At 72.1% G+C, this 22,045-nt stretch carries 23 protein-coding genes and 1 pseudogene; 16 read left to right on the forward strand and 8 right to left on the reverse strand.

Going from position 1 to position 22,045, the window contains the following annotated elements; translation table 11 throughout:
• Window positions 1-39: 39 nt before the first annotated feature.
• Entirely contained in the window at window positions 40-744 is a 705-nt protein-coding gene (gene fabG / locus ACRAS8_RS27400; protein WP_438488666.1) for a 3-oxoacyl-[acyl-carrier-protein] reductase, read from the forward strand.
• 5 nt (window positions 745-749) lie between these two features.
• Window positions 750-1,520, forward strand: coding sequence for an enoyl-ACP reductase FabI (gene fabI, locus ACRAS8_RS27405; protein ID WP_438488667.1), 771 nt, complete (start codon window positions 750-752; stop codon window positions 1,518-1,520).
• 308 nt (window positions 1,521-1,828) lie between these two features.
• Here fabI and ACRAS8_RS27410 read toward each other — a convergent pair whose 3' ends face one another.
• Window positions 1,829-2,536: a FadR/GntR family transcriptional regulator gene (locus ACRAS8_RS27410; protein ID WP_438488668.1), complete on the reverse strand. Its 708-nt coding sequence runs from the start codon at window positions 2,534-2,536 to the stop codon at window positions 1,829-1,831.
• A gap of 151 nt (window positions 2,537-2,687) precedes the next feature.
• Between ACRAS8_RS27410 and ACRAS8_RS27415 the strand changes: the two genes are divergently transcribed.
• From ACRAS8_RS27415 to ACRAS8_RS27430, 4 genes are all read left to right on the forward strand, one after another.
• A complete protein-coding gene (locus ACRAS8_RS27415) occupies window positions 2,688-3,983 on the forward strand; it encodes a CynX/NimT family MFS transporter (RefSeq protein WP_438488669.1) in 1,296 nt (431 codons plus the stop codon).
• A gap of 312 nt (window positions 3,984-4,295) precedes the next feature.
• Window positions 4,296-4,412 carry an SGM_5486 family transporter-associated protein gene (locus ACRAS8_RS27420; protein ID WP_267890163.1) on the forward strand — a complete coding sequence of 39 codons (117 nt, stop codon included), beginning with the start codon at window positions 4,296-4,298 and terminating at the stop codon, window positions 4,410-4,412.
• A gap of 216 nt (window positions 4,413-4,628) precedes the next feature.
• Window positions 4,629-4,847, forward strand: a complete 219-nt coding sequence (locus ACRAS8_RS27425) for a hypothetical protein (RefSeq protein ID WP_438488670.1) — start codon at window positions 4,629-4,631, stop codon at window positions 4,845-4,847.
• A gap of 112 nt (window positions 4,848-4,959) precedes the next feature.
• On the forward strand, window positions 4,960-5,478 hold the full coding sequence (locus tag ACRAS8_RS27430) for a SixA phosphatase family protein (RefSeq protein WP_438488671.1): 519 nt from the start codon (window positions 4,960-4,962) through the stop codon (window positions 5,476-5,478).
• Window positions 5,479-5,872: 394 nt separating this feature from the next.
• On the opposite strand, the gene serB is transcribed toward ACRAS8_RS27430, so the two are convergent.
• Window positions 5,873-7,120, reverse strand: coding sequence for a phosphoserine phosphatase SerB (gene serB, locus ACRAS8_RS27435; RefSeq protein WP_438488672.1), 1,248 nt, complete (start codon window positions 7,118-7,120; stop codon window positions 5,873-5,875).
• A gap of 452 nt (window positions 7,121-7,572) precedes the next feature.
• Between serB and ACRAS8_RS27440 the strand changes: the two genes are divergently transcribed.
• On the forward strand, window positions 7,573-10,134 hold the full coding sequence (locus tag ACRAS8_RS27440) for an FHA domain-containing protein (protein ID WP_438488673.1): 2,562 nt from the start codon (window positions 7,573-7,575) through the stop codon (window positions 10,132-10,134).
• A gap of 103 nt (window positions 10,135-10,237) precedes the next feature.
• Here ACRAS8_RS27440 and ACRAS8_RS27445 read toward each other — a convergent pair whose 3' ends face one another.
• Together ACRAS8_RS27445 and ACRAS8_RS27450 are read right to left on the reverse strand one after the other, a co-directional pair.
• Window positions 10,238-10,918, reverse strand: coding sequence for a transglycosylase SLT domain-containing protein (locus tag ACRAS8_RS27445; RefSeq protein ID WP_438488674.1), 681 nt, complete (start codon window positions 10,916-10,918; stop codon window positions 10,238-10,240).
• 340 nt (window positions 10,919-11,258) lie between these two features.
• Window positions 11,259-11,990 carry a nitroreductase family protein gene (locus tag ACRAS8_RS27450; RefSeq protein ID WP_438488675.1) on the reverse strand — a complete coding sequence of 244 codons (732 nt, stop codon included), beginning with the start codon at window positions 11,988-11,990 and terminating at the stop codon, window positions 11,259-11,261.
• Between the two features lie 258 nt (window positions 11,991-12,248).
• On the opposite strand from ACRAS8_RS27450, the gene ACRAS8_RS27455 reads away from it, so the two are divergent.
• The 4 genes from ACRAS8_RS27455 to ACRAS8_RS27470 all read left to right on the forward strand — a co-directional run bounded on the left by ACRAS8_RS27455 (window position 12,249) and on the right by ACRAS8_RS27470 (window position 14,895).
• Window positions 12,249-13,394 carry a GAF domain-containing sensor histidine kinase gene (locus tag ACRAS8_RS27455; protein WP_438488676.1) on the forward strand — a complete coding sequence of 382 codons (1,146 nt, stop codon included), beginning with the start codon at window positions 12,249-12,251 and terminating at the stop codon, window positions 13,392-13,394.
• Complete coding sequence (locus ACRAS8_RS27460; RefSeq protein WP_438488677.1) at window positions 13,387-14,070, forward strand: response regulator; 684 nt, start codon at window positions 13,387-13,389, stop codon at window positions 14,068-14,070. The genes ACRAS8_RS27455 and ACRAS8_RS27460 overlap by 8 nt, the downstream gene beginning before the upstream one ends.
• A 217-nt stretch (window positions 14,071-14,287) precedes the next feature.
• Window positions 14,288-14,494 carry a chaplin gene (locus ACRAS8_RS27465; RefSeq protein ID WP_438490610.1) on the forward strand — a complete coding sequence of 69 codons (207 nt, stop codon included), beginning with the start codon at window positions 14,288-14,290 and terminating at the stop codon, window positions 14,492-14,494.
• A 161-nt stretch (window positions 14,495-14,655) separates the two neighbouring features.
• On the forward strand, window positions 14,656-14,895 hold the full coding sequence (locus tag ACRAS8_RS27470) for a chaplin (protein ID WP_438488678.1): 240 nt from the start codon (window positions 14,656-14,658) through the stop codon (window positions 14,893-14,895).
• Window positions 14,896-15,002: 107 nt separating this feature from the next.
• Here ACRAS8_RS27470 and ACRAS8_RS27475 read toward each other — a convergent pair whose 3' ends face one another.
• The gene (locus ACRAS8_RS27475; protein WP_438488679.1) at window positions 15,003-15,818 is read right to left on the reverse strand and encodes a hypothetical protein; all 816 of its coding nucleotides are present in this window, start codon (window positions 15,816-15,818) and stop codon (window positions 15,003-15,005) included.
• Window positions 15,819-15,926: 108 nt separating this feature from the next.
• On the opposite strand from ACRAS8_RS27475, the gene ACRAS8_RS27480 reads away from it, so the two are divergent.
• The 4 genes from ACRAS8_RS27480 (at window position 15,927) to ACRAS8_RS27495 (ending at window position 19,103) form a co-directional block, all read left to right on the forward strand.
• Window positions 15,927-16,721, forward strand: a complete 795-nt coding sequence (locus ACRAS8_RS27480; RefSeq protein ID WP_438488680.1) for an ABC transporter ATP-binding protein — start codon at window positions 15,927-15,929, stop codon at window positions 16,719-16,721.
• Window positions 16,722-16,795: 74 nt separating this feature from the next.
• Window positions 16,796-17,209, forward strand: a complete 414-nt coding sequence (locus ACRAS8_RS27485; RefSeq protein WP_438490611.1) for an NfeD family protein — start codon at window positions 16,796-16,798, stop codon at window positions 17,207-17,209.
• A 99-nt stretch (window positions 17,210-17,308) separates the two neighbouring features.
• Window positions 17,309-18,250 carry an SPFH domain-containing protein gene (locus ACRAS8_RS27490; RefSeq protein ID WP_438488681.1) on the forward strand — a complete coding sequence of 314 codons (942 nt, stop codon included), beginning with the start codon at window positions 17,309-17,311 and terminating at the stop codon, window positions 18,248-18,250.
• Window positions 18,251-18,335: 85 nt separating this feature from the next.
• Window positions 18,336-19,103, forward strand: coding sequence for a sulfite exporter TauE/SafE family protein (locus tag ACRAS8_RS27495; RefSeq protein ID WP_438488682.1), 768 nt, complete (start codon window positions 18,336-18,338; stop codon window positions 19,101-19,103).
• Window positions 19,104-19,165: 62 nt separating this feature from the next.
• Here ACRAS8_RS27495 and ACRAS8_RS27500 read toward each other — a convergent pair whose 3' ends face one another.
• The 3 genes and pseudogenes from ACRAS8_RS27500 to ACRAS8_RS27510 form a co-directional block, all read right to left on the reverse strand.
• Window positions 19,166-19,669 (reverse strand): HNH endonuclease, encoded by a 504-nt coding sequence (locus ACRAS8_RS27500; RefSeq protein WP_438488683.1) that lies wholly within the window; start codon window positions 19,667-19,669, stop codon window positions 19,166-19,168.
• Window positions 19,670-20,156: 487 nt separating this feature from the next.
• On the reverse strand, window positions 20,157-20,696 hold the full coding sequence (locus ACRAS8_RS27505; RefSeq protein WP_438488684.1) for a YbhB/YbcL family Raf kinase inhibitor-like protein: 540 nt from the start codon (window positions 20,694-20,696) through the stop codon (window positions 20,157-20,159).
• Between the two features lie 42 nt (window positions 20,697-20,738).
• A pseudogene (locus ACRAS8_RS27510) lies at window positions 20,739-21,077 on the reverse strand (sporulation protein); the annotation flags it as partial.
• Window positions 21,078-21,300: 223 nt separating this feature from the next.
• Between ACRAS8_RS27510 and ACRAS8_RS27515 the strand changes: the two are divergent.
• The gene (locus ACRAS8_RS27515) at window positions 21,301-21,951 is read left to right on the forward strand and encodes a DNA-3-methyladenine glycosylase (protein ID WP_438488685.1); all 651 of its coding nucleotides are present in this window, start codon (window positions 21,301-21,303) and stop codon (window positions 21,949-21,951) included.
• Window positions 21,952-22,045 lie beyond the last annotated feature (94 nt).

A 22,045-nucleotide genomic window follows, 5' to 3' on the forward strand; every position in this document is an offset into this window, starting at 1 on the left:
CCGAACGCAAGACGGACGGGAAACGGAAAGGGTGATCTCTTGAGCCGCTCGGTTCTGGTCACCGGAGGCAACCGCGGCATCGGCCTGGCCATTGCCCGCGCCTTCGCCGAGGCAGGCGACAAGGTCGCCATCACCTACCGCTCGGGCGAGCCCCCGGCGGGATTTTTGGCCGTGAAGTGCGATATCACGGACACCGAGCAGGTCGAGCAGGCGTACAAGGAGATCGAGGACAAGCACGGTCCGGTCGAGGTGCTGGTGGCCAACGCCGGCATCACCCGCGACCAGCTGCTGATGCGGATGTCCGAGGAGGACTTCAGCGCCGTCCTCGACACCAACCTCACCGGCACCTTCCGCGTGGTCAAGCGCGCCAACCGCGCGATGCTGCGGGCCCGCAAGGGCCGGGTCGTGCTGATCTCGTCCGTGGTCGGCCTGATGGGCGGGGCGGGGCAGGCGAACTACGCCGCCTCCAAGGCCGCGCTGGTCGGCTTCGCCCGTTCGCTCGCCCGTGAGCTGGGCAGCCGCAACATCACCGTCAACGTCGTCGCCCCCGGCTTCGTCGACACCGACATGACCCGGGTGCTCAGCGACGAGCAGCGGGAGAACATCGTGAAGCAGGTGCCGCTGGCGCGTTACGCCCAGCCTGAGGAGGTCGCCGCCTCGGTCCGCTTCCTGGCCTCCGACGAGGCCGCGTACATCACCGGAGCCGTCATTCCCGTCGACGGCGGATTGGGTATGGGGCACTGATCAGTATGAGTGGAATCCTCGCAGGCAAGCGCATCCTGGTCACCGGTGTGCTGACCGAGTCGTCGATCGCGTTCCAGGCGGCCAAGGTCGCCCAGAACGAGGGCGCGGACGTCATCCTCACCGGCTTCGGCCGGCTCTCCCTCGTCGAGCGGATCGCCAAGCGGCTGCCCAAGCCCGCGCCGGTCATCGAGCTGGACGTGACCAACCAGGAGCACCTGGACGGCCTGGCCGGCAGGATCCGCGAGCACCAGGGCGAGGACGCCCGGCTCGACGGCATCGTGCACTCCATCGCGTTCGGCCCGCAGGGCGCCTTCAACTTCCTGGAGGCCGGCTGGGACGACGTCTCGACGGCCGTGCAGGTTTCGGCGTACTCCTACAAGTCGCTGGCGATGGCCTGTTTGCCGCTGATGGGGAACGGCGCCTCGATCGTCGGCCTCACCTTCGACGCGCAGATCGCCTGGCCCAAGTACGACTGGATGGGTGTGGCCAAGGCGGCGCTGGAGAGCACCAACCGCTACCTGGCGCGCGACCTGGGCCCGAAGGGCATCCGCTGCAACCTCGTCTCGGCCGGCCCGATCAAGTCGATGGCCGCCAAGTCGATCCCCGGCTTCGAGGAGCTGGCGGACGTGTGGAACCACCGCGCCCCGATCGGCTGGGACCTGACCGACCCGGAGCCGGCCGGCCGCGGCGTCGTCGGCCTGCTGTCCGACTTCTTCCCGCGCACCACCGGCGAGATCGTCCACGTCGACGGCGGCGTGCACATGATGGGCGCCTGAGAGCGGAGGTGAGGGTGCCGGATGCCCGTGGGGGCGGGCGTCCGGCACCCCGTTACCCCCTCCCGCGCACTGCGCCGCTGCCCGTCCCGGGAGACCGGGGCGGGCGGTTGTGTGTTCGGGGGCGCCTGTTTCCGGAGGGGCGTTCCTGGCTGGTGGGGGCGCGTGTCCCTGCCGGGCGACGCCTGGAACACACCCTGTCGTCGAAGCGGGGTGACGCCCGGGACACTCTGTCGTGGGAATGCCGTTCGCTGCGGGAATACCCGCCCGCCGCGCCTCTGTTGAGGCCCCCGAGGGGGCGCTCGCGACCCTTACGGGGTCTGTTCGACCGCCCCTAGGTCCCCAGCCCCCGCCCCCGCCCGGCAGCCGTACGGGTGCGCGCCGGCCTCGGCGGCGGCCCGTTCGCCGTCGCCGGTGCGGATCGCCTCGACCAGGCGGGAGTGGTCCAAGTGGGCCTCGGGGCGCAGGACGGAGCCGACGTCGGCCCGCAGGAAGTCGCGCAGTACGCCGCCCAGATCGGCGTAGATCGCGGCCAGTACGTCGTTGTGGGCGGCCGCCACCACCGCCGTGTGCAGGGTCGCGTCGGCCTCCACGAACGCCTCGGCCGCGCCGGACTCCCAGGCCCGCTCCCGGCGCTCCAGCAGGGCGTCGAGCTGGCGGAGGTCCTGCTCGGTGCGGCGGTGGGCGGCGAGCCGGGCGGCCTCGGCCTCCAGGGCGGAGCGGAGTTCGGCGACGTGCCCGGGGTCGGCGTCGGCGAACCGGCGGTTCATCACCCCGGCCAGCTCGCTGGTCGCCACCACGTACGTGCCCGAGCCCTGCCGGATGTCGAGCAGGCCGTTGTGCGCCAGCGCCCGGACGGCCTCGCGGACGGTGTTGCGGGCCACCCCGAGCTGCTCGACGAGCTCCGGTTCGGTCGGGATACGGGACCCCACCGGCCAGTCGCCGGACGTGATCTGGGCGCGCAGCTGCGCGATCACCTGGTCGGCCAGCGCGGACCGGCGGGGCGAGGTCAGGGGCATGGCTGGGCTCCGGGGTGCTGGGCCCGGTGGGCCGGGCGGGCGGCGGTGCGCTGGACGCGGGCGGCTCGGCGTCCGTGGCGCCGTGGGGGCGAGCCGAGGCTACCGATAATGGCTGGACAGGCATTCATCCCATGATTCTATGATGGCGCGCATGGCAGACGAAGACCTTGCGACCCTCGACCCGCCCGCCGAGCCCCTGACCCCCGCCGCGCCCACCGACGGCGCCCGCGAGCGCGTCCCGGAGCCCGGGCCCGCCGCCCGCTGGCTGCCGCGGATCGTGATCGCCGGCCTCGTCCTCGCCGCGCTCAATCTCCGCCCGGCGATCACCAGCCTCGGCGCACTGCTCAAGGAGGTCCGCGACGGACTCGGCATGAGCGGCACCGTCGCCGGCCTGCTGACGTCCGTACCGGCCCTGTGCTTCGCCGTCTTCGGCTTCGCCGCGCCCCGGCTGGCCCGGCGCTGGGGCCCCGGCGCGATCGTCTGCGCCGGCATGGCCGCGATCGCGGTGGGCGCCGCGGTGCGCCCGTTCGCCGGCGGTACGCCCGGCTTCCTGGCCGGCAGTGCGCTGGCGCTGGCCGGTATAGCGGTCAGCAACGTGCTGCTGCCGGTGGTCATCAAGACCTGGTTCCCCACCAAGGTCGGCCCGATGACCGGCCTCTACTCCATGGCGCTGGCCCTGGGCACCTCGCTCGCCGCGGCGCTCACCGTCCCCATGACGGGTGCGCTGGGCGGCAGTTGGCGTACGGGCCTGGCCGTGTGGGCGCTGCTCGCCGTGGTCGCGGTGCTGCCGTGGCTGGTGGTGCTGCGGCGGCGGTCCGCGTCCGGGGCGGCGGCACCGGGCGGACAGCCCGCTTCCGGTGAACGGCCCATACGGATCGCCGCCTCGCCGACCGCCTGGGCGCTGGCCGTCTTCTTCGGCCTCCAGGCGACCGCCGCTTACATCACCATGGGCTGGATGCCGCAGATCTTCCGCGACGCGGGCGTCTCCGCGGGCACCGCGGGGGTGCTGCTGGCCCTCACCATGGCGGTGGGTGTCCCGCTCTCCTTCGTCCTGCCGCGCCTGGCGTCCCGGATGCGGCACCAGGGCCCGCTGGCCGTGGTTCTGGGCCTCTGCGGGCTGGCCGGCTATACGGGGCTGTGGCTGGCACCGGCCGCCGGCGCCTGGGCCTGGGCGCTGCTGATGGGCATCTCCAACTGCGCCTTCCCGCTGGCCCTGACGATGATCGGGATGCGTTCCGCCAGCCCCGCCGGGGTGGTCAAGCTCTCCGCCTTCGCGCAGAGCGTCGGCTATCTCATCTCTATCCCCGGGCCGCTGCTGGTCGGCACGCTCTATCAGCACAGCGGCGGCTGGGGCCGGCCGATCGCGCTGATGGTCGGGCTGATGGTGCCGCAGATCGCGGTGGGTGTGCTGGCGGGGCGGAACCGCCGCATCGAGGACGAGCGGTGACGGTGCCGGCCGCGGGCTGAGCGCTGCGGCCGGGCTGCCTTGGGCCGCCGTCTCAGGGCGCTTTGAGGTGCCTTGAGGTGCCTTGAGGCGCCTTGGGGCGCATCGAGGGACGCGAGCCGACGGCGCTCCGGGCCGCGTGCCGGAGACCGGCTGCGGAGTGCGGGCCGCCGGCTCTCCGGGGCGCGCTTCCACAAGCCCCACCCGCACTCCGCTCGCACCCCACCTGCCTCCACCTGCACCCCGCCGGGCCCCGCGTACCCCGTCACATGCCCTGGCAGAAGTCGCGCCGGCGGCGGGTGCGACACTGGGCCCATGCCAGTGCTCGAACCGAATCCGCAGGGCAGCCAGAAGAAGCTGCTGCTCGTCCTGGGCCTGATGCTCGGGGTGACCGCCGTCGTCGCGATCATCGCGAGCATCGCCGCGCCATGACCCGGCGGCGGCCGGCCTCTTGGCCTGGCCGCCGCGGGCCCCGTGGTGGGGCTGACCCCCGATCCCCTAGGGGGCGGGTATCAGGGATGAGTGGGTGGCTTCCCGGATAGGAACGGCCGCCGAAGATCCGTAGCGTCGTAGTCACACCGCGAAACGGCGGTGGGCGCGCCGCCGTGGGTGGTCGCGTCGTCCCTGCGACCTTTCCTGGAGCCCGCCATGTCCGTCGCGTTCAGCCGCCCGTCCGCAGGGAAGGCACCGCGCCTGCGGAAGGCGCTGCCGTGGTGGGGGCTGGCGCTGCCGGTGCTCTCCTTCATAGCCCTGCTGGCGCTGGTGGCCAGTCCCGGCGAGGCGAGCGCGGCCGGTGCGGCGCGGGCCACGCAGAGCCTCGCGCCGCTGCTGGAATTGCTCGCCCGGGTGCTCCGGCTCACGGGGTGAGCGGGGCCCGCGCGCGGGCGCCTTCCAGCGGTGGGCGGGGAGCATCACCCGGCCGAGCGGAGCGCTCCAACACCCCGCGCCGGACGGCGGGTTTCATGCGAAGCTGGGACGCATGAGCGTCGATACACCCCGCCGGATTGTCCTGCTCCGACATGCCAAGGCCGAATGGTCCGATGGCGACGACCATGAGCGTCCGCTCGCCGATCGCGGCCGCAAGGACGCCCCGGTCGCCGGCCGCTGGCTGGCCGGAGCCGGTGTCGCCCCCGACCTGACCCTCTGCTCGACGGCCACCCGCACCCGCGAGACCTGGAAGCTGGTCGTCTCCGAGCTTCCGCAGCGCCCGAAGACCGTCTACGACGAGCGGATCTACGAAGCCTCCCTCGGCGAGCTCATCACGCTCCTTAACGAGACCTCCGAGGACGTGAACGACCTGCTGGTCGTCGGGCACAACCCCGGGGTGCACGCCCTCGCCGACGCCCTGGCGGGCGAGGCCGACGGGGATCTGCTGGCGCGGATGAACCGCAGCGGCTTCCCGACGTCGGCCATGGCCGTGCTGACCTTCAACGGCAGCTGGAAGTCGGTCGAGCACGGCGTCGGCCGGCTGGTGGCGTTCTGGGCACCGCACGCCTGAGAGAACTCCGGCGCCCCGTGGGACTGCACCCCCGGTCCGGCCGTGCACCGGCCGCCCGCGGCGCCCCTTCCGGCCTTCCGGCCTCCCGGACGGTGCGGGACCCGCGGCGGCGGGTCCCCGACGGAACGGCAAGGCCCCGGCGCGCTTCCCGCGCACCGGGGCCTTGCCGCTGTCCGTGAGCGGCGAAAACCCGCAGGAGCGCCCCTGGCCCAGCGGAGAGCGGAACCTGGCCCCCGGGAGCGAACCATCGCCCCCGCGAGAGCGGACCCTGGCCCCGCGGAAGCAGGCCGTCGCCCCCGCGGAAGCGGACCATGCCCCCCCCCCGCAGGCCGGGACCTCGACCCCACGGGAGCGCCGGCCGCCCCCGCTCACTCCGCGTGGGCATCCGCCCCGCTCACTCCACGTGGGTGTCCGCCGCCTCGACCTCTTCGCGGGTGATCCCCAGCAGATAGAGCACGGTGTCCAGGAACGGCACGTTGACCGCGGTGTGCGCGGCCTCGCGGACCACCGGCTTGGCGTTGAAGGCGACTCCCAGCCCCGCCATGTTGAGCATGTCCAGGTCGTTGGCGCCGTCGCCGATCGCCACGGTCTGCGCCAGCGGCACCCCGGCCTCATGGGCGAACCGCCGCAGCAGCCGGGCCTTGCCCGCCCGGTCCACGATCTCCCCGGTGACCCGGCCGGTAAGCTTGCCGTCGACGATCTCCAGGGTGTTGGCGGAGGCGAAGTCCAGCCCCAGCTCCTCCTGGAGCGCATCGGTGACCTGCGTGAAGCCGCCCGAGACCACACCGACTTGGTAGCCGAGCCGCTTGAGGGTCCTAACGAGGGTGCGGGCCCCCGGCGTGAGCCGCACCTCCTTGCGGACGAGGTCCACCACGGACGCGTCCAGCCCGCGCAGCAGCTCGACCCGGGCGTGCAGCGACTGCTCGAAGTCCAGCTCCCCGCGCATCGCCGCGGCGGTCACCTCGGCGACCTCCGCCTCGCACCCGGCGTGCGCCGCGAACAGCTCGATGACCTCGTCCTGGATGAGGGTGGAGTCGACGTCCATCACCACCAGCCGCTGCGCCCGGCGCTGCAACCCGGCCGCGACCACCGCGACGTCCACCCCGAGGAGCGCCGCCTCCGGGGCCAGCACGGTGCGCAGCGCCTCGGTCTCCGCGCCCGAGACCGCGAACTCCACGGCCGTCACCGGATACTTGGCAAGCCGGAAAATACGGTCGATATTGCCCCCCGTGGCCGTTATGGCCGAGGCGATGGCGGCCGTCGACTCCGCGGTGAGCGGGTGCCCCAGCACGGTGACATGGGACCGGCCGACACCGCGCGGACGGTTGTCGCCGCGGCCGGAGATGATCTCGGCCTGGAGGTTCAGCGACTCGGCCCAGCCGTGCACGGTGGCCCGGAGATCGCCTTCGGAGGAGCCGGTCGTGCCCTGACCGGGGGAGGGGGTGGTGACCAGCACGCACAGGGTGATGCGCCCCCGGGTCACCACCTGCTCGATGTCCACGACATCGACGGCGTAGGCGGCGAGGGTGTCGAAGAGGCCCGCGGTGATGCCGGGCCGGTCCTTCCCGAAGATCTTGACGAGGAGAGTCGGTACGTCTTCGCCTGGTGCGGCGGTGGCAGGCGGGGTCTGCGATGCGCTCATGGTGCCCTTACGGTAACCGGCGGACGGCCCCCTCCGTACGGGTGTCCGGGGATCGGACCCCGCGCTCCCGGGGGTGCCGGACCACCCCGCGACGGCCGCGCGCCACGCCCCGGGGGCGGAAGGCGATCGTTATGCACTCGTTTCCGCAGCGGCCCGATTGCACCGGTTCGAGGGGCCCGGTCGGCGCGTCAACTCCCCTTTTGGTATGGCGTTTTCGAGCCGGGGAAGGCGCCCGGCGTCACACGCGGCGGTTCGAATGCCCGGAATTCCCCGCATGACGGACACCGCGGGCCTTTCCGGCTCTCCAGGAGAGTTCGTCGGATGCCGGTCGGTGCGCCCCGCACCCCGTCCCGTCCCGGTTTCCGGTCCGCGGGCCGAGCCTGAAATAGTTCTTCACGATGTTTCGCCATCCCTAGACTCCCCGCACAGGGCGTCACTCGGGGGACTATGTAATGGGGCGTGGAGTGCCTGAACTCGTACTGGAATTGAACGGAAGGACCTGGCCGCTCGACCCGTCCAGGACCTACAGCGTGGGTCGTGATCCGCAGGGTGACATGGTGCTCGACGACGCCAGGGTCTCCTGGCGCCACGCCACCCTCCGATGGTCCGGCCGCAGCTGGCTCATCGAAGACCACGGCAGCACCAACGGCACCTACGTCCAGGGGCAGCGCGTCCAGCAGCTGGAGATCGGCCCCGGCACCGCCGTCCACCTGGGCAACGCCACCGACGGCCCGCGGCTGACCCTGTCCGCCGCCGCGGCACCCGCCGACGCCTTCAGCGCGCAGCCCGCCGCGGCCGCGCCGCACCAGGGCTGGCAGCAGCAGCCGCCCGCCCAGCAGCCGCCGGCCCACCAGGACTGGCAGGCCCCGGCACAGGGCGGACAGCAGCCGTACGTCCCGCCCCAGCAGCCCCACCAGGCCCGGCAGCCGCAGCAGGGCGCGCCGCAGCAGGCCGTCCCCGCACAGCAGCGGCCCGCGCCGCAGCCCCAGGCCCCGCAGGCCCAGGGCGGCGACCGCAGCCCGACCACCTTCCACCGGCTGGACATGGGCCGGGTGATGCGGATCGGCCGTGCGCTCGACAATGAGCTGGTCGTCTCCGACCTCCAGGTCTCCCGCCACCACGCGGAGTTCCGGGCCACCCCCGACGGCCGGTTCGAGATCCGCGACCTCGGCAGCCACAACGGCACCTACGTCAACGGCCAGCCGATCCCCAAGTCCGGCAGCGCACCGGTCGGCCCGAACGACACCGTCGGCGTCGGCCACTCCACCTTCCGGCTGGTCGGCGACCGCCTGGAGGAGTTCGTCGACACCGGCGAGGTCTCCTTCTCGGCCCGCCACCTCACCGTCACCGTCGAGGGCGGCAAGCAGATCCTCAAGGACGTCTCCTTCGGCGTCCCCGAGAAGTCGCTGATCGCCGTCATCGGCCCCTCCGGCTCCGGCAAGTCGACGCTGCTCAAGGCCCTCACCGGCTACCGCCCGGCCAACCAGGGCGAGGTCCTCTACGACAACCGGAACCTCTACAAGCACTTCGCCGAGCTGCGCCAGCGCGTCGGCCTGGTCCCGCAGGACGACATCCTCCACAAGGAGCTGACCGTCCAGAAGGCGCTGCGCTACGCCGCCAAGCTCCGCTTCCCCGGCGACACCGCGGAGTCCGAGCGCGAGGCCCGGATCGGCGAGGTGCTGCGCGAGCTCAAGCTCGACGTCCACAAGGACAAGAAGGTCACCTCGCTCTCCGGCGGCCAGCGCAAGCGCGTCTCGGTCGCCCTGGAGCTGCTGACCAAGCCGTCGCTGATCTTCCTGGACGAGCCCACCTCGGGCCTCGACCCGGGCATGGACCGCGACGTCATGCAGCTGCTGCGGGGCCTCGCGGACGACGGCCGCACCGTCCTGGTCGTCACTCACTCGGTGGCCGAACTCGCCCTGTGCGACCGGCTGTTGGTGATGGCCCCGGGTGGTTCGGTGGCGTACTTCGGCCCGCCCGAGGAGGCGCTGAACTTCTTCCAGTACGAGACCTGGGCCGACGTCTTCTCGGCGTTCGAGAACTACCGCGACTACGACTGGGCCGGCCGCTGGCGCGGCTCCCCGCACTACCAGATGTACGCCGCGGACCTCGACGCCGCCCCGCCCCAGTCGGTCAGCGTCCAGGCCCCGCCGGCCCGCATCCAGAAGTCGCAGAGCTGGGGCTCCCAGCTGTGGACCCTGATGCGGCGCTATGTCTCGGTGCTCGCCTCCGACCGCGGCTTCCTCGCCCTGATGGTGATCCTGCCGGCCGTCCTCGGCGTGGTCTCGCTGCTGATCCCCAGCGACTACGGCCTCGGCTACGGCCCGATCGGCAAGCACCAGACCAACCGCGACGCGAGCACCATCTCGCTGATCCTCGCGGTCGGCATGTGCTTCTCCGGCGCGGCCAACTCGGTCCGTGAGCTGATCAAGGAGCGGGTCATCTACGAGCGCGAACGGGCCACCGGCCTGTCGCGGTCGGCCTACCTGATGTCAAAGATCATCGTGCTGGGCGTGGCCACCGCCCTCCAGGGCGTGATCATCGCCGCCATCGGCTTCTCCACCCGGCAGATGCCGTCCCAGGGCCTGCTCGTCGCCAAGGCCCCGGCCGTCGAGATGACGGTCGCGATCATCGCCCTCGGCTTCACCTCGATGATGGTCGGCCTGATCATCTCGTCGCTGGTGAAGACCGCCGAGAAGACCATGCCGCTGCTGGTCATGTTCGCCATCGTCCAGGTCGTCTTCACCGGCGTCCTCTTCCAGCTCTTCGACACCGTCGGCGTCTCCCAGGTCTCCTGGCTGATGCCGTCCCGCTGGGCGGTCGCCGCCCTCGGCGCCACCGAGGACATGAACACCCTGCTCCCGTGGGAGCCCGGTCACCCGGACCCGCTGTGGAAGCACCAGACCGGTGTCTACGTCATGGACGTGCTCATCCTGGTCACCCTGGGCGTGGCGCTCGCCTTCGTCGTCGCGCGGCTGCTGCGCCGCCACGAGCCGGAGGTCATGCGCAAGTAGCGCCCGCGGTCACCGCCATGGCACGCCCGAGGGGCGGCACCCGGAAGTGGGTGCCGCCCCTCGGCGGTGTGTACGGTGCGCGGTCCGCGGCGGAACGCCCGGCTCAGTAGGCCGAGTTGACGTTGTCCATGGAGCCGTAGCGGGCGGCCGCGTAGTTGCAGGCGGCGGTGATGTTGGCGACCGGGTCGTAGATGTTCCAGGAGGTACCGGGGACGTGGTACGCACGGAACGTCGGGTCGATGACCTGGAGCAGGCCCTTGGAGGGGATGCCCGCCGCGGCGTTGGAGTCCCAGAGGTTGATGGCCATCGGGTTGCCGGAGGACTCGCGCATCAGGTTGCGGTAGATGCCGTTGTAGGAGCCCGGGATGTTGTGCTGGGCCATGATGTCCAGCGACTGCCGGATCCAGCCGTCCAGGTTGTTGGCGTAGACCTTGGCCGGCTTCTCGACGGCGGCGGGGACGGCCTTGCGGACGGCGGCGCGGCTCGCGGCCTCCTTGACCTGGCGCTCCTTCTCGGCCTTCGCCTCGGCCTTGCCCTGCGCGGTGGAGGCGTCGGCCTGCCGGGCTATGGTCGCCTGCTGGGCGCGGGCGGCGGTGTCGACGGCGCGGAAGGCCACCGGCTGGACGTCGGCACTGGCCGGAGCCGCCGCGGCCTTGCCCTGGCTGGCGTCGGCCCCCGGAACGGTGGTGAAGATCAGCGCGGCGGCACCCGCGGCGGCGATTCCGGCGGCGGTGATCTTGTGGGAACGGGTCAGGTTCAGACCGGGGATGGCGTGCTTGGGCATGGCGGACTCGACCTCTTCCGATGGGGGACGACGCACGGGCCATGAGCGGAGGCAGAACGCCGAGTTCTGATCACGGCGCCGAGCGACGGGAGCCATTCTTAGCGGCCGGAAATTCGCCGGGCAATGATGTGACGTACGACCCCGGTTAGTGGAACCCATCCTGCCCGGAATGCGTCCGGGGCAGAATATTCCCAGTTCACGGCAGGTCGGGGAGTCCACTATCCGGGGTCGTAAGTGACCTGCGCCCTATGCGCGGGGTCACATCGGGAGGAGGTTTATCTCGCCGGTAGTAATTGCAATCGCACAGGCTGTGCGCAGTCTGTGGGCCGGCTGCGCGGACTCAGACCTCGACCAGCACCTGGTCAAGGGACTTTCGCACCAGATCGGGCACCCGACAGTCCCGCGCCGGGTAACCGACGGGGATCACCGCGAACGCCTTCTCGTTGGCCGGCCGCCCCAGCACCTCCTGCAGGAACCGCATCGGGCTCGGCGTGTGCACCAGCGCCGCCAGCCCCGACAGATGCAGCGCGGACAGCAGCATGCCGACCGCGATGCCCACCGACTCGTCCACGTAGTAGTGCTTGCGCTTGGTGCCGTCCGGGCCCAGCCAGTACCGCTGCTGGAAGACCACGATCAGCTGCGGGGCGTCGGTCAGATGCGGCTTGACCTCGTCCGTGCCCAGCGGCCGCAGCGCCGCCAGCCACTCCTCGCCCAGTCGCCCCTCGTAGGAACGCCGCTCCTCGGCCTCCGCGGCCGCCCGGATCCGGCGGCGCACCTCGGGGTCCTTGACCAGGACGAACGTCCAGGGCTGCTGATGGGCCCCGGACGGCGCGGTGGCCGCGCAGGCGATCGCGTCCCGGACCACCTGCTCCGGTACCGGGTCCGCGGCGAACTGCCGGACCGTCCGCCGGCGGTCCATCCGCTCCCGCAGCTCGGCGGCGCGGGCCAGGGACTCGTCCGCGGGCATCCGGTCGGGCCGGTACGGCACCGGGCGGTAGGGCCCACCGTGCGTGGGCGTCCAGCGCTTCGTGGGCGATGTCGGCGCGGTACGCGCCTGTGAGGAAGAGGACATGGCCCGAGTCTGGGGTCCGCCTCTGCGGTTCCACCCCGGTACGCAGGGGAACGGCGGAAACTCGATCACCGGTATCGCCTCTCCTGGCCCGATAGTCCTTCCTGTCCCTATATAAGGGGACAAGGTGTCGTTACCGGATATCTCCTTTGTGGCCGGTGCCGGCCGCCCCGGCCTAGGCCCCGAGGTGTAGGCCCCGGCCCGGCCACAGCGCGTCCGCGGACCGATACGCCCCGGTCGGCACGCCGGTACGGTGAGGCCATGAGCAACGGACCGGGAGCCGGGATCCCCGCGGTGAGCACCGCGATCCTGGCCATGAGCAGGCATCTGGAGGTGCGCGACGTCCTCAAGACGATCGTCGCCTCGGCCCGCGAACTGCTGGACGCCGAGTACGCCGCGCTCGGTGTGCCGGACGACCACGGGGGCTTCGCCCAGTTCGTCGTCGACGGCGTCAGTGTCGAGCAGTGGAAGGCCATCGGCCCGCTGCCCCGCCAGCACGGCATCCTCGCCGCGATGCTGCACAACGCCACCCCCGAGCGGCTCGCCGACGTCCGCGAGGACCCCCGCTTCGGCGGCTGGCCCGACGCCCATCCGGACATGTCCGACTTCCTCGGCCTCCCGGTCGCCGACGGCGACGAGATCCTCGGCGCCCTGTTCCTGGCCAACAAGCGCTGCCCCAAGCCCGCCGGCGGCTGCGGCTTCACCGAGGAGGACGAGCGGCTCCTGGGGATACTCGCCCAGCACGCCGCCATCGCCCTCACCAACGCCCGCCTCTACGAGCGCAGCCGCGAGCTGACCATCGCCGGCGAGCGCGCCCGGCTCGCCCACGAGCTGCACGACGCGGTCTCCCAGAAGCTCTTCTCGCTCCGGCTCACCGCCCAGGCCGCGACCGCCCTGGTCGACCGCGACCCGGCCCGCGCCAAGGACGAACTCCACCAGGTCGCCGCACTGGCCGCGGAGGCCGCCGACGAGCTCCGCGCCGCCGTCGTCGAGCTGCGCCCCGCCGCCCTGGACGAGGACGGACTGGTGGCCACCCTGCGCTCCCAGTGCCAGGTCCTCGACCGCGCCCACTCCGCCCACGTCACCTTCACCGCGCACGGCGTACGCGCGCTGCCCTCCGCCCAGGAGGAAGCCGTGCTCCGGGTCGCCCAGGAGGCGCTGCACAACGCGCTGCGGCACTCCGGCGCCGGACGCGTCGAGGTCAGCGTCACCCGCTCCGGACAGGGCGCCCTGCTGCGGGTCGCCGACGACGGCCGGGGCTTCGACACCAGAGCGGTCCGCCGGGCCGGCCGGCACCTGGGACTGGTGTCGATGCGCGACCGCGCCGGCGGCGTCGGTGGCAAGCTCACCGTGGAATCGGAGCCCGGCAAGGGCACCGCTGTCGAGATGGAGGTGCCCGGTGGCTGACACCACGCGCGGCGGTACGGAACGCGCCACGGGCGAGGGGCACGTGATCCGCGTGCTGCTCGTCGACGACCACCAGGTCGTACGCCGCGGCCTGCGGACGTTCCTGGAGGTCCAGGACGACATCCACGTGGTGGGGGAGGCGTCGGACGGCGCCGAGGGCATCGCCGCCACCGAGCAACTCCGCCCGGACGTCGTCCTCATGGACATCAAGATGCCCGGCATGGACGGCATCGAGGCCCTCCGCCAGCTCCGCACCCTCGACAACCCGGCCAAGGTGCTGGTCGTCACCAGCTTCACCGAGCAGCGCACCGTCGTCCCGGCCCTGCGCGCCGGCGCCGCCGGCTACGTCTACAAGGACATCGACCCCGACGCCCTGGCCGGCGCCATCCGCTCGGTGCACGCCGGGCACGTGCTGCTCCAGCCCGAGGTGGCCGGCGCGCTGCTCTCCCAGGAGGAGGGCAACAACGGCCAGGGGCGCGGGGGTTCGCTCACCGACCGGGAGCGCGAGGTGCTGGCACTGATCGCGGACGGCCGCTCCAACCGCGAGATCGCCCGCGCGCTGGTGCTGTCGGAGAAGACCGTCAAGACCCATGTCTCCAACATCCTGATGAAGCTGGACCTCGCCGACCGCACCCAGGCCGCGCTGTGGGCCGTACGGCACGGCATCGGGGCCTGAATCACGGGGGAGCGGGGCATGCTGACGGGCCATCAAAGCTATGAGCCCAACGTCGTCCCGCGGATCTGAGATTCATACTGTCGTGTATACGTAGCCCGTTTGGCGTATCCCAGCTCCGTGCCGGGCCGTTTCCCAGTGCAGTCGTGGCGGCTGGCCACGGCATCGGCAACGAGGAGCAAGAGAAGTGAAGAACATCAAGCGGGTTGCGGCCATCACGATGGCGGGGGCCGGTCTCGTCCTGGCGGGCGCCGGCATCGCTTCGGCCGACGCGCCGGCCCAGGGTGCCGCGGTGCAGTCCCCGGGCGTCCTGTCGGGCAACGTCGTCCAGACCCCGGCCGACACCCCCGTGAACGCCTGCGGCAACACCGCCTCCGCGCCCGGCCTGCTCAACCCGGTCTTCGGCAACACCTGCGCCAACAAGTGACCGCCGGAGCGCCCGCTCCGACCACCTGACCCTGCGCCGGGCCGTCCACGGCTCGCGAGGGTCAGCCGGACCGGCCCCGCCAGCCCTGGCCGTGCGGCCGGTCCGCTCTCCACAACCACCGTCATTCCGGCCCAGTGCCACCACGTGAGGAACACGCCACCATGAACAGCGTCAAAAAGGCCGCCCTTGTCCTTGCCACCACCGGTCTCGCCGTCGGTGCCGCCGCCGGTTCGGCGTTCGCCCACGGGCACGCCGACGGCAAGGCCGTGAACTCCCCCGGCGTCGGCTCGGGCAACGTCGTCCAGTCCCCGGTGCGCACCCCGGCGAACATCGCCGGCAACAGCGCCAACGTCGTGGGCGTGCTCAACTCCGCCTTCGGCAACCCGGCCGTCAACAACTGACGCCACTCGGCACCGGGCTCAACTCCCGGGCCGCCCAGGGCACTTCCGCCCCGGCTCTCTCTCCGGGTCCCGCCGGCCGCGCCACGGCCGGTGGGACCTCTGCCGTCTCACCCCCGGCGTCGCTCCCGCTCCTCCACCGCCGAGTCGTACGCCGCCACCTGCGCCCGGCGGGCCGTGCGCTCCACCGGCCGCAGCGCCTCGGCGCGGGCCGCGATCTCCGACGAGCTGACCGCCGCGCCGTGCTCCCCGCCGCTCCCGCCGGCGTCCCGGGCGATGCCGATCAGCGCGCCCACCCGCTGGGCCAGCTCCAGCACCCGCACCGCGCGCGGCGGATAGCCCGGCGCCAGCAGCTGCCGGCCGGCCTCCGCCCGCGCCCGATACGCGGCCAGCGCCGCCTCCGCCACCGGGCCGGAGCCCGCCACGTCCAGCCGGGAGAGCACCTCCGTCGCCTCCCGCAGCGCCTCCGCCAGCTCCCGCTCGGCCTCGCCCAGCGACGGCACATCGGCCGGCGGCGCCTCCCGCGCCGGCAGACAGTGCCAGACCACCTCGACATGCACATCGGGTCCGGCCGCGCCCTCGGGGCCCGCCTCATGGACCTCCGGGACCAGGCCCAGTCCGGCGCCCTGGGCGAGCACCGCCTCCCCGGCCTCCAGCGCCCGTGCGTTGAACTCCGGCGGGCCGCTGAGGCCCAGCGGATGCCCCGGCACCGGCAGCGCCACCCGCAGGCCGGTCGCGCCGAGTGTCCGCAGCCGCCCCAGCGCGAGCGTCAGGCCGACCGGGCCGTGCTCCCCGGGCAGGCCCGAGACGCGATGGACGGCGTCGTCGTCCGCGATCCGGTGCGCGGCGTCATCAGGTGAGACAAGTCCGGCCAAAAGGGCATTTCCCCATGCCGCCAGCCGTCCTGAACGTGGTTCGTCGAGCATGGCCCCCAGCCTAGGGAACAGCACTGACAGCGAGTGGCGTAGGTTTGCAGGGGGGCTGCGCCTACAGGCGCACACGACGACCGAGAAGCAATGGGAGACAGTGCGCTCATGAGCGATGTGCTGGAGCTGGTGGACGTATCCGTGGTCCGCGACGGACGGGCTCTGGTGGACCAGGTCTCGTGGTCGGTGAAGGAGGGGGAGCGCTGGGTGATCCTCGGCCCCAACGGCGCCGGCAAGACCACCCTGCTGAACGTCGCCTCCAGCTACCTCTTCCCGAGCGCCGGCACCGCCCGGATCCTCGGCGAGCAGCTCGGCCGCGTCGACGTCTTCGACCTGCGCCCGCGCATCGGCATCGCCGGCATCGCGCTCGCCGACAAGCTGCCGCGCAGCCAGACCGTGCTGCAGACGGTCCTCACCGCCGCCTACGGCATGACCGCCACCTGGCGCGAGGACTACGACGAGATCGACGAGCAGCGCGCCCGCGCCTTCCTCGACCGCCTCGGGATGAACGCCCTCCTCGACCGGAAGTTCGGCACCCTCTCCGAGGGCGAGCGCAAGCGCACCCTGATCGCCCGCGCGATGATGACCGACCCCGAGCTGCTCCTGCTGGACGAGCCCGCCGCCGGCCTCGACCTCGGCGGCCGCGAGGACCTGGTGCGCCGCCTCGGCCGCCTCGCCCGCGACCCCTACGCCCCCTCGATGATCATGGTCACCCACCATGTCGAGGAGATCCCGCCGGGCTTCACCCACGTCCTGATGATCCGTCAGGGCAAGGTGCTGGCCGCCGGTCCGCTCGACCTCGAACTGACCTCCAGCAACCTCTCGCACTGCTTCGGCCTCCCGCTCGTCGTCGACCGCAACGGCGCCGACCGCTGGACCGCCCAGGGCCTCCCCCTCAAGTGACCGGCCGCCGCTGACCGATCGCGCCCTGTCCCCGGGGCCGCCGGCGGACCTACCATGAGGCCGTGGATCCATGGGTGTGGTGGCTGATCGCCGCCGTAGGACTGGGTATACCGCTCGTCGTGACCGCGATGCCCGAATTCGGGATGTTCGCGGTCGGCGCCATCGCCGGTGCCGTCACCGCAGCGCTCGGTGGCGGCACCGTTCCACAGGTCCTGGTGTTCGTGGCGGTCTCCATCGCGCTGATCGCCGTCGTCCGGCCGATCGCCAACCGCCACCGTGGCCAGAGCCCCCGCCTCGCCTCCGGCATCGACGCCCTGAAGGGCCGGACCGCCACCGTCCTGGAGCGGGTCGACGGCGGCGACGGCGGCCGCATCAAACTCGCCGGGGAGATCTGGTCCGCCCGCGCGCTCGACGGCGGCCACGTCTACGAACCCGGCCAGCAGGTCGACGTGGTGGAAATCGACGGTGCCACCGCTCTCGTCATCTGACCGAACCCGATGCGCGACGCCCCGCACCTCTGAAAGACTGATCAACCTCAAAGCCGGCCGCGGCCGGACGGACCAGCAACGAAGGGCACGGGAGCCGCTGTGGAACCGATCATCATCGTCCTGATCATCCTGGTGGTGCTCGTGTTCATCGCACTCATCAAGACGATCCAGGTCATTCCCCAGGCCAGTGCCGCCATCGTCGAGCGGTTCGGCCGCTACACCCGCACCCTCAACGCCGGCCTGAACATCGTCGTCCCGTTCATCGACACCATCCGCAACCGCATCGACCTCCGCGAACAGGTCGTGCCGTTCCCGCCGCAGCCGGTGATCACGCAGGACAACCTCGTCGTCAACATCGACACCGTCATCTACTACCAGGTCACCGACGCCCGCGCCGCCACCTACGAAGTCGCCAGCTACATCCAGGCGATCGAGCAGCTCACCGTCACCACCCTCCGCAACATCATCGGCGGCATGGACCTCGAACGCACCCTGACCTCCCGCGAGGAGATCAACGCGGCGCTGCGCGGCGTCCTCGACGAGGCCACCGGCAAGTGGGGCATCCGCGTCAACCGCGTCGAACTCAAGGCGATCGAACCGCCCACCTCCATCCAGGACTCGATGGAGAAGCAGATGCGCGCCGACCGCGACAAGCGCGCCGCGATCCTCCAGGCCGAAGGTGTCCGGCAGTCCGAGATCCTCACCGCCGAGGGCCAGAAGCAGTCCGCGATCCTGCGCGCCGAGGGTGAGGCCAAGGCCGCGGCCCTGCGCGCCGAGGGCGAGGCCCAGGCGATCCGGGTGGTCTTCGAGTCCATCCACGCCGGCGACCCGGACCAGAAGCTGCTGTCGTACCAGTACCTCCAGATGCTCCCGAAGATCGCCGAGGGCGACGCCAACAAGCTCTGGATCGTCCCCAGCGAGATCGGCGACGCGCTCAAGGGCCTCGGCGGCGCCATCGGCAACTTCAACCCCGCCGGCGGCGGCGCCACCATCCCCAAGCCCGGCGGCGGCCCCGAGCGCCAGGCACCCCCGATCGACTGACGCCGCATCACCCCTCGTGCATGATCAGGGTTGCCCCTCGACCTCAAGGGCGGGGAGGCGACCCTGATCACGTGAGGAGTTGGACTTGTCCCCCTGGGAAGCAGTCGCAGTCTTCGCCGCCGGCCTCGGCGCCGGCACCATCAACACCATCGTCGGTTCCGGCACCCTGATCACCTTCCCCGTCCTGCTCGCCGTCGGCCTCCCGCCGGTGACCGCCAACGTCTCCAACTCCCTTGGCCTGGTGCCCGGTTCGATCAGCGGCGCGATAGGGTACCGCCGCGAACTGCGCGGCCAGGGCAGCCGGGTGCTGCGCTTCGGGGTCGCCGCCGCCGTCGGCGGCCTGGCCGGCGCGGTCCTGCTGCTGGCACTGCCCTCCGGCGCCTTCAAGGCGGTCGTCCCCGGGCTGATCGCCGTGGCCCTCGTCCTCGTCGTCGCCCAGCCCCGGCTCGCCGCCGCGGTCCGCGCCCGCCGCGCCCGCAACGGCACCACCGCCCACCGCGACGGCGGCCTCGGGCTCCTCACCGGCCTGCTGCTGGCCAGCATCTACGGCGGCTACTTCGGCGCCGCGCAGGGCATCATCTACCTCTCCCTGATGGGTGTCCTGCTCAGCGACGACCTCCAGCGCGTCAACGCCCTCAAGAACGTCCTCACCGCCCTCGTGAACGCCGTCGCGGCGGTCTTCTTCCTCTTCGTCGCCCGCTTCGACTGGACCGCCGTCGCCCTGATCGCGGTCGCCTCCGCCCTCGGCGGCCAGATAGGCGCCAGGATCGGCCGCCGCCTGCCACCGATCGCCCTGCGCGCCGTGATCGTCGCGGTGGGGCTGGTGGCCATCGTCCAACTCCTCCTGAAATAGGGGGAGTCGGACGACGATACCGCCCGGCCCTCCGTCTGCCTGGATGAGTTCGGACTACTCATCTAGGCCGGAAGCGCCAGCCAGTCCGGCAGCTCGTCGCGCACGGACACCCCCAGGGCCGACACCAGCGCATCCGCCGGCGTCGGCACGAACGGCCGCCGGAGCAGCCGCATCCCCGCCTGCTCGGGCGTCCGGTCCGCCTTGCGGTGGTTGTCCTCCGCACACGAGGCGACGGTATTCAGCCAGGTGTCCCCGCCTCCGTGCGATCGCGGCAGCACGTGGTCCACGGTCGTCGCCCGCTTCCCGCAGTACGCGCATCTGTGCTGGTCACGCGCCAGCACCCCGCGCCGGGACCACGGCGCCTGTCTTCGGAACGGCACCCGGACGAATCTGCTGAGCCTGATCACCCGCGGCACCGGCACGTCCACCGACGCCGCCCGGATCCGCATTCCCGGGTGGGCGTGCTCGACGACCGCCTTGTCCTGCATGACCAGCACCACCGCGCGCCGCAGCGACACCGTCGCCAGCGGCTCGAAGCTCGCATTCAGCACCAGCGTCTCGCGCATCCCGTCCACCTCCCGGACCCTGATCGCCCCCGTGGCGAAGTGGCTCCACTGTGCAGGGGCAGGTATTTCCCGGACAACGCAATTTCCGTGTGCCACAAGGGAAATGGCGGGTGGACACCGCATGAAGAACAGGTGTGCCGCAACAGTGGCGAACGCGCGCGAGCAGCGCGGCAAGAGAATGCGCTCCGGGTCCCGACCCCCGTGACACACGGAACCCGGAGCGGCCGGCAGCCGACGCGGACGTCCCCCTACACGGGACTCCGGACGGGGCCGGGCGCGCCTCCCATGCCCTTGGGACATGGGGGAGTGGGCGCACACACCAGCGCCCCGGCGCTCCCGCCACCGCGGTACCGGCTACCCGCCGCCTCGTGGAGGCGGCGGTACGGATACCACTGTGCGCGGCGGAAACACCGGGGCGCAACGCATTTCTTCCGGGCCTGACGGGTCCGGCGGGCCCGTCGGACCCGGCCTGCGCCGGACGCCCTGCCTAGCCGGCGGCGGGCACCTCGTACTCGCCGATCAGCTGGGCCCGCCCGATCGCGTGGAACCGCAGATGGAAGCCGACCACCGCGGGCGAGGCGTCCGCGTCCGGCCCCAACTTCTCCTGGTCCACCGCGTAGACGGTGAACACATAGCGGTGCGGTCCGTCGCCGGGCGGCGGCGCGGCACCCCCGAAGTCCCGCGTCCCGTAGTCGTTACGGGCGTGCACGGCCCCCTCCGGGAGCCCCTTCATGTCACCGCTGCCCGCCCCGGCCGGCAGCTCCGTCACCGACGCCGGGATGTCGAACAGCACCCAGTGCCAGAACCCGCTGCCGGTCGGCGCGTCCGGGTCGTAGCAGGTGACGGCGTAGCTCCTGGTCCCCGCGGGAGCACCCTCCCACCGCAGCTGCGGCGAGCGGTTCCCGCCGGCGTGGACCTGCTCCGGCCGCAGCGTCCCGCCCGGCTCCACCTCCTCGCTCACCACCGTGAACTCCGCCACCGGCGGGTGGAAATCGTGCGGGAGCGGCCGCCGCTTCAGCTCGGACACCTCGGACCTCCTGGTCGCTTGCTGACACTTCGTCCGGCCAGGTTAGAGCCAGCTGTGCCGCCCGCCGACCTCGGCCGGCCACTGGTTGGGACATCCCGCCCGGTCGGTCCCCCCGAAGTCGTGCAGCCCCACCGTGAACGACCGGTAGGTGTCCGCCCCCTCGCTGAACGGCCCCGGCCTCTTGTCCCTCTCCAGCACCACGTCCCTCTCCCGGCTCCCGGCCGTCGGCCACGAAGGACAGCTCCACCTACCTCAGTCCCGGTACTGCGGCGGCGCCGAGAACTCGATCTCCCGGTAGAACGGCAGCCGCTGCCGCGTCCCGTGGATCCGCCCCCGCTCCAGACCGGCCGCCTCGAACCGGAACCCGAGCCGCTCGAAGCTCGCCCCCGACCCGCGCCTGCAGCCCGACGGACAGCCCCTGGACCGCCTGCGGCACCGACCCGCCCTGGATCCTGCACCTCCCCCTGCACCCCGCGTCCCAGCCGGCCGGCAGATCATGGCCAGAATCCATGCGCACCCCGAGCCGATCGACCGCATCGCGCTTTCCACAACCTTCCGAATCGCCCCGCCGCCCACCCGTGCCTCTCGGTTACGCTCGGGACGCATGACGGACGTACCGGCCCGCACCCCTCTCTCGCGCGACTTCTTCGACCGCCCCGTTGTGGACGTCGCCCCGGATCTCCTCGGCCGCACCCTGGTACGCCACAGCCCCGCCGGCCCGATCGAGCTCCGCCTCACCGAGGTCGAGGCATACGACGGCGAGTCCGACCCGGGCTCCCACGCCTTCCGGGGCCGCACCGCCCGCAACGCCACGATGTACGGCCCGCCCGGCCACGCCTACGTCTACTTCATCTACGGCATGTGGTTCAGCATCAACCTGGTCTGCGGCCCCGAAGGCCGGGCCGGCGCCGTACTGCTGCGCGCCGGCGAGATCCTCACCGGTACGCCGCTCGCCGCCGGCCGCCGCCCCAAGGCCCGCAACACCAACGAGCTGGCCAAGGGCCCCGCCCGCCTGGCCACTGCCCTGGACATCGACCGCACCCTGGACGGCGTCGACGTCTGCGGCACCGACCACAGCCCGATCACGATCCTCCAGGGCACCCCGGCCCGGCGCGATCTGGTGCGCAACGGCCCCCGCACCGGCGTCGGCGGCGACGGCGCCGACCACCCCTGGCGCTACTGGATCGACGGCGACCCCACCGTCAGCCCCTACCGCCCCCACGTGCCCAGGCGGCGCAGCGTCCCGACTGCTTGACTCGGCCCCGCCAAGCGCCTAACGTATCCCGAGCCGCTGGTTCCGGGCAGCGCTATCTGCGTACCCCCGAGGCGGCACAAACCACTACTCTGAA

The organism is Streptomyces sp. S186 (assembly GCF_051603415.1).
In the GTDB taxonomy this organism is placed as follows: domain Bacteria; phylum Actinomycetota; class Actinomycetes; order Streptomycetales; family Streptomycetaceae; genus Streptomyces.

Bases quoted from the DNA above. Each gene is read 5' to 3' on its own strand.
- fabI (WP_438488667.1), top strand. From the start codon at position 750: ATGAGTGGAATCCTCGCAGGCAAGCGCATCCTGGTCACCGGTGTGCTG.
- ACRAS8_RS27410 (WP_438488668.1), bottom strand. From the start codon at position 2,536: ATGCCCCTGACCTCGCCCCGCCGGTCCGCGCTGGCCGACCAGGTGATC.
- ACRAS8_RS27415 (WP_438488669.1), top strand. From the start codon at position 2,688: ATGGCAGACGAAGACCTTGCGACCCTCGACCCGCCCGCCGAGCCCCTG.
- ACRAS8_RS27420 (WP_267890163.1), top strand. From the start codon at position 4,296: ATGCCAGTGCTCGAACCGAATCCGCAGGGCAGCCAGAAGAAGCTGCTG.
- ACRAS8_RS27425 (WP_438488670.1), top strand. From the start codon at position 4,629: ATGTCCGTCGCGTTCAGCCGCCCGTCCGCAGGGAAGGCACCGCGCCTG.
- ACRAS8_RS27430 (WP_438488671.1), top strand. From the start codon at position 4,960: ATGAGCGTCGATACACCCCGCCGGATTGTCCTGCTCCGACATGCCAAG.
- serB (WP_438488672.1), bottom strand. From the start codon at position 7,120: ATGAGCGCATCGCAGACCCCGCCTGCCACCGCCGCACCAGGCGAAGAC.
- ACRAS8_RS27440 (WP_438488673.1), top strand. From the start codon at position 7,573: ATGGGGCGTGGAGTGCCTGAACTCGTACTGGAATTGAACGGAAGGACC.
- ACRAS8_RS27445 (WP_438488674.1), bottom strand. From the start codon at position 10,918: ATGCCCAAGCACGCCATCCCCGGTCTGAACCTGACCCGTTCCCACAAG.
- ACRAS8_RS27450 (WP_438488675.1), bottom strand. From the start codon at position 11,990: ATGTCCTCTTCCTCACAGGCGCGTACCGCGCCGACATCGCCCACGAAG.
- ACRAS8_RS27455 (WP_438488676.1), top strand. From the start codon at position 12,249: ATGAGCAACGGACCGGGAGCCGGGATCCCCGCGGTGAGCACCGCGATC.
- ACRAS8_RS27465 (WP_438490610.1), top strand. From the start codon at position 14,288: ATGGCGGGGGCCGGTCTCGTCCTGGCGGGCGCCGGCATCGCTTCGGCC.
- ACRAS8_RS27470 (WP_438488678.1), top strand. From the start codon at position 14,656: ATGAACAGCGTCAAAAAGGCCGCCCTTGTCCTTGCCACCACCGGTCTC.
- ACRAS8_RS27475 (WP_438488679.1), bottom strand. From the start codon at position 15,818: ATGCTCGACGAACCACGTTCAGGACGGCTGGCGGCATGGGGAAATGCC.
- ACRAS8_RS27480 (WP_438488680.1), top strand. From the start codon at position 15,927: ATGAGCGATGTGCTGGAGCTGGTGGACGTATCCGTGGTCCGCGACGGA.
- ACRAS8_RS27500 (WP_438488683.1), bottom strand. From the start codon at position 19,669: ATGCGCGAGACGCTGGTGCTGAATGCGAGCTTCGAGCCGCTGGCGACG.
- ACRAS8_RS27515 (WP_438488685.1), top strand. From the start codon at position 21,301: ATGACGGACGTACCGGCCCGCACCCCTCTCTCGCGCGACTTCTTCGAC.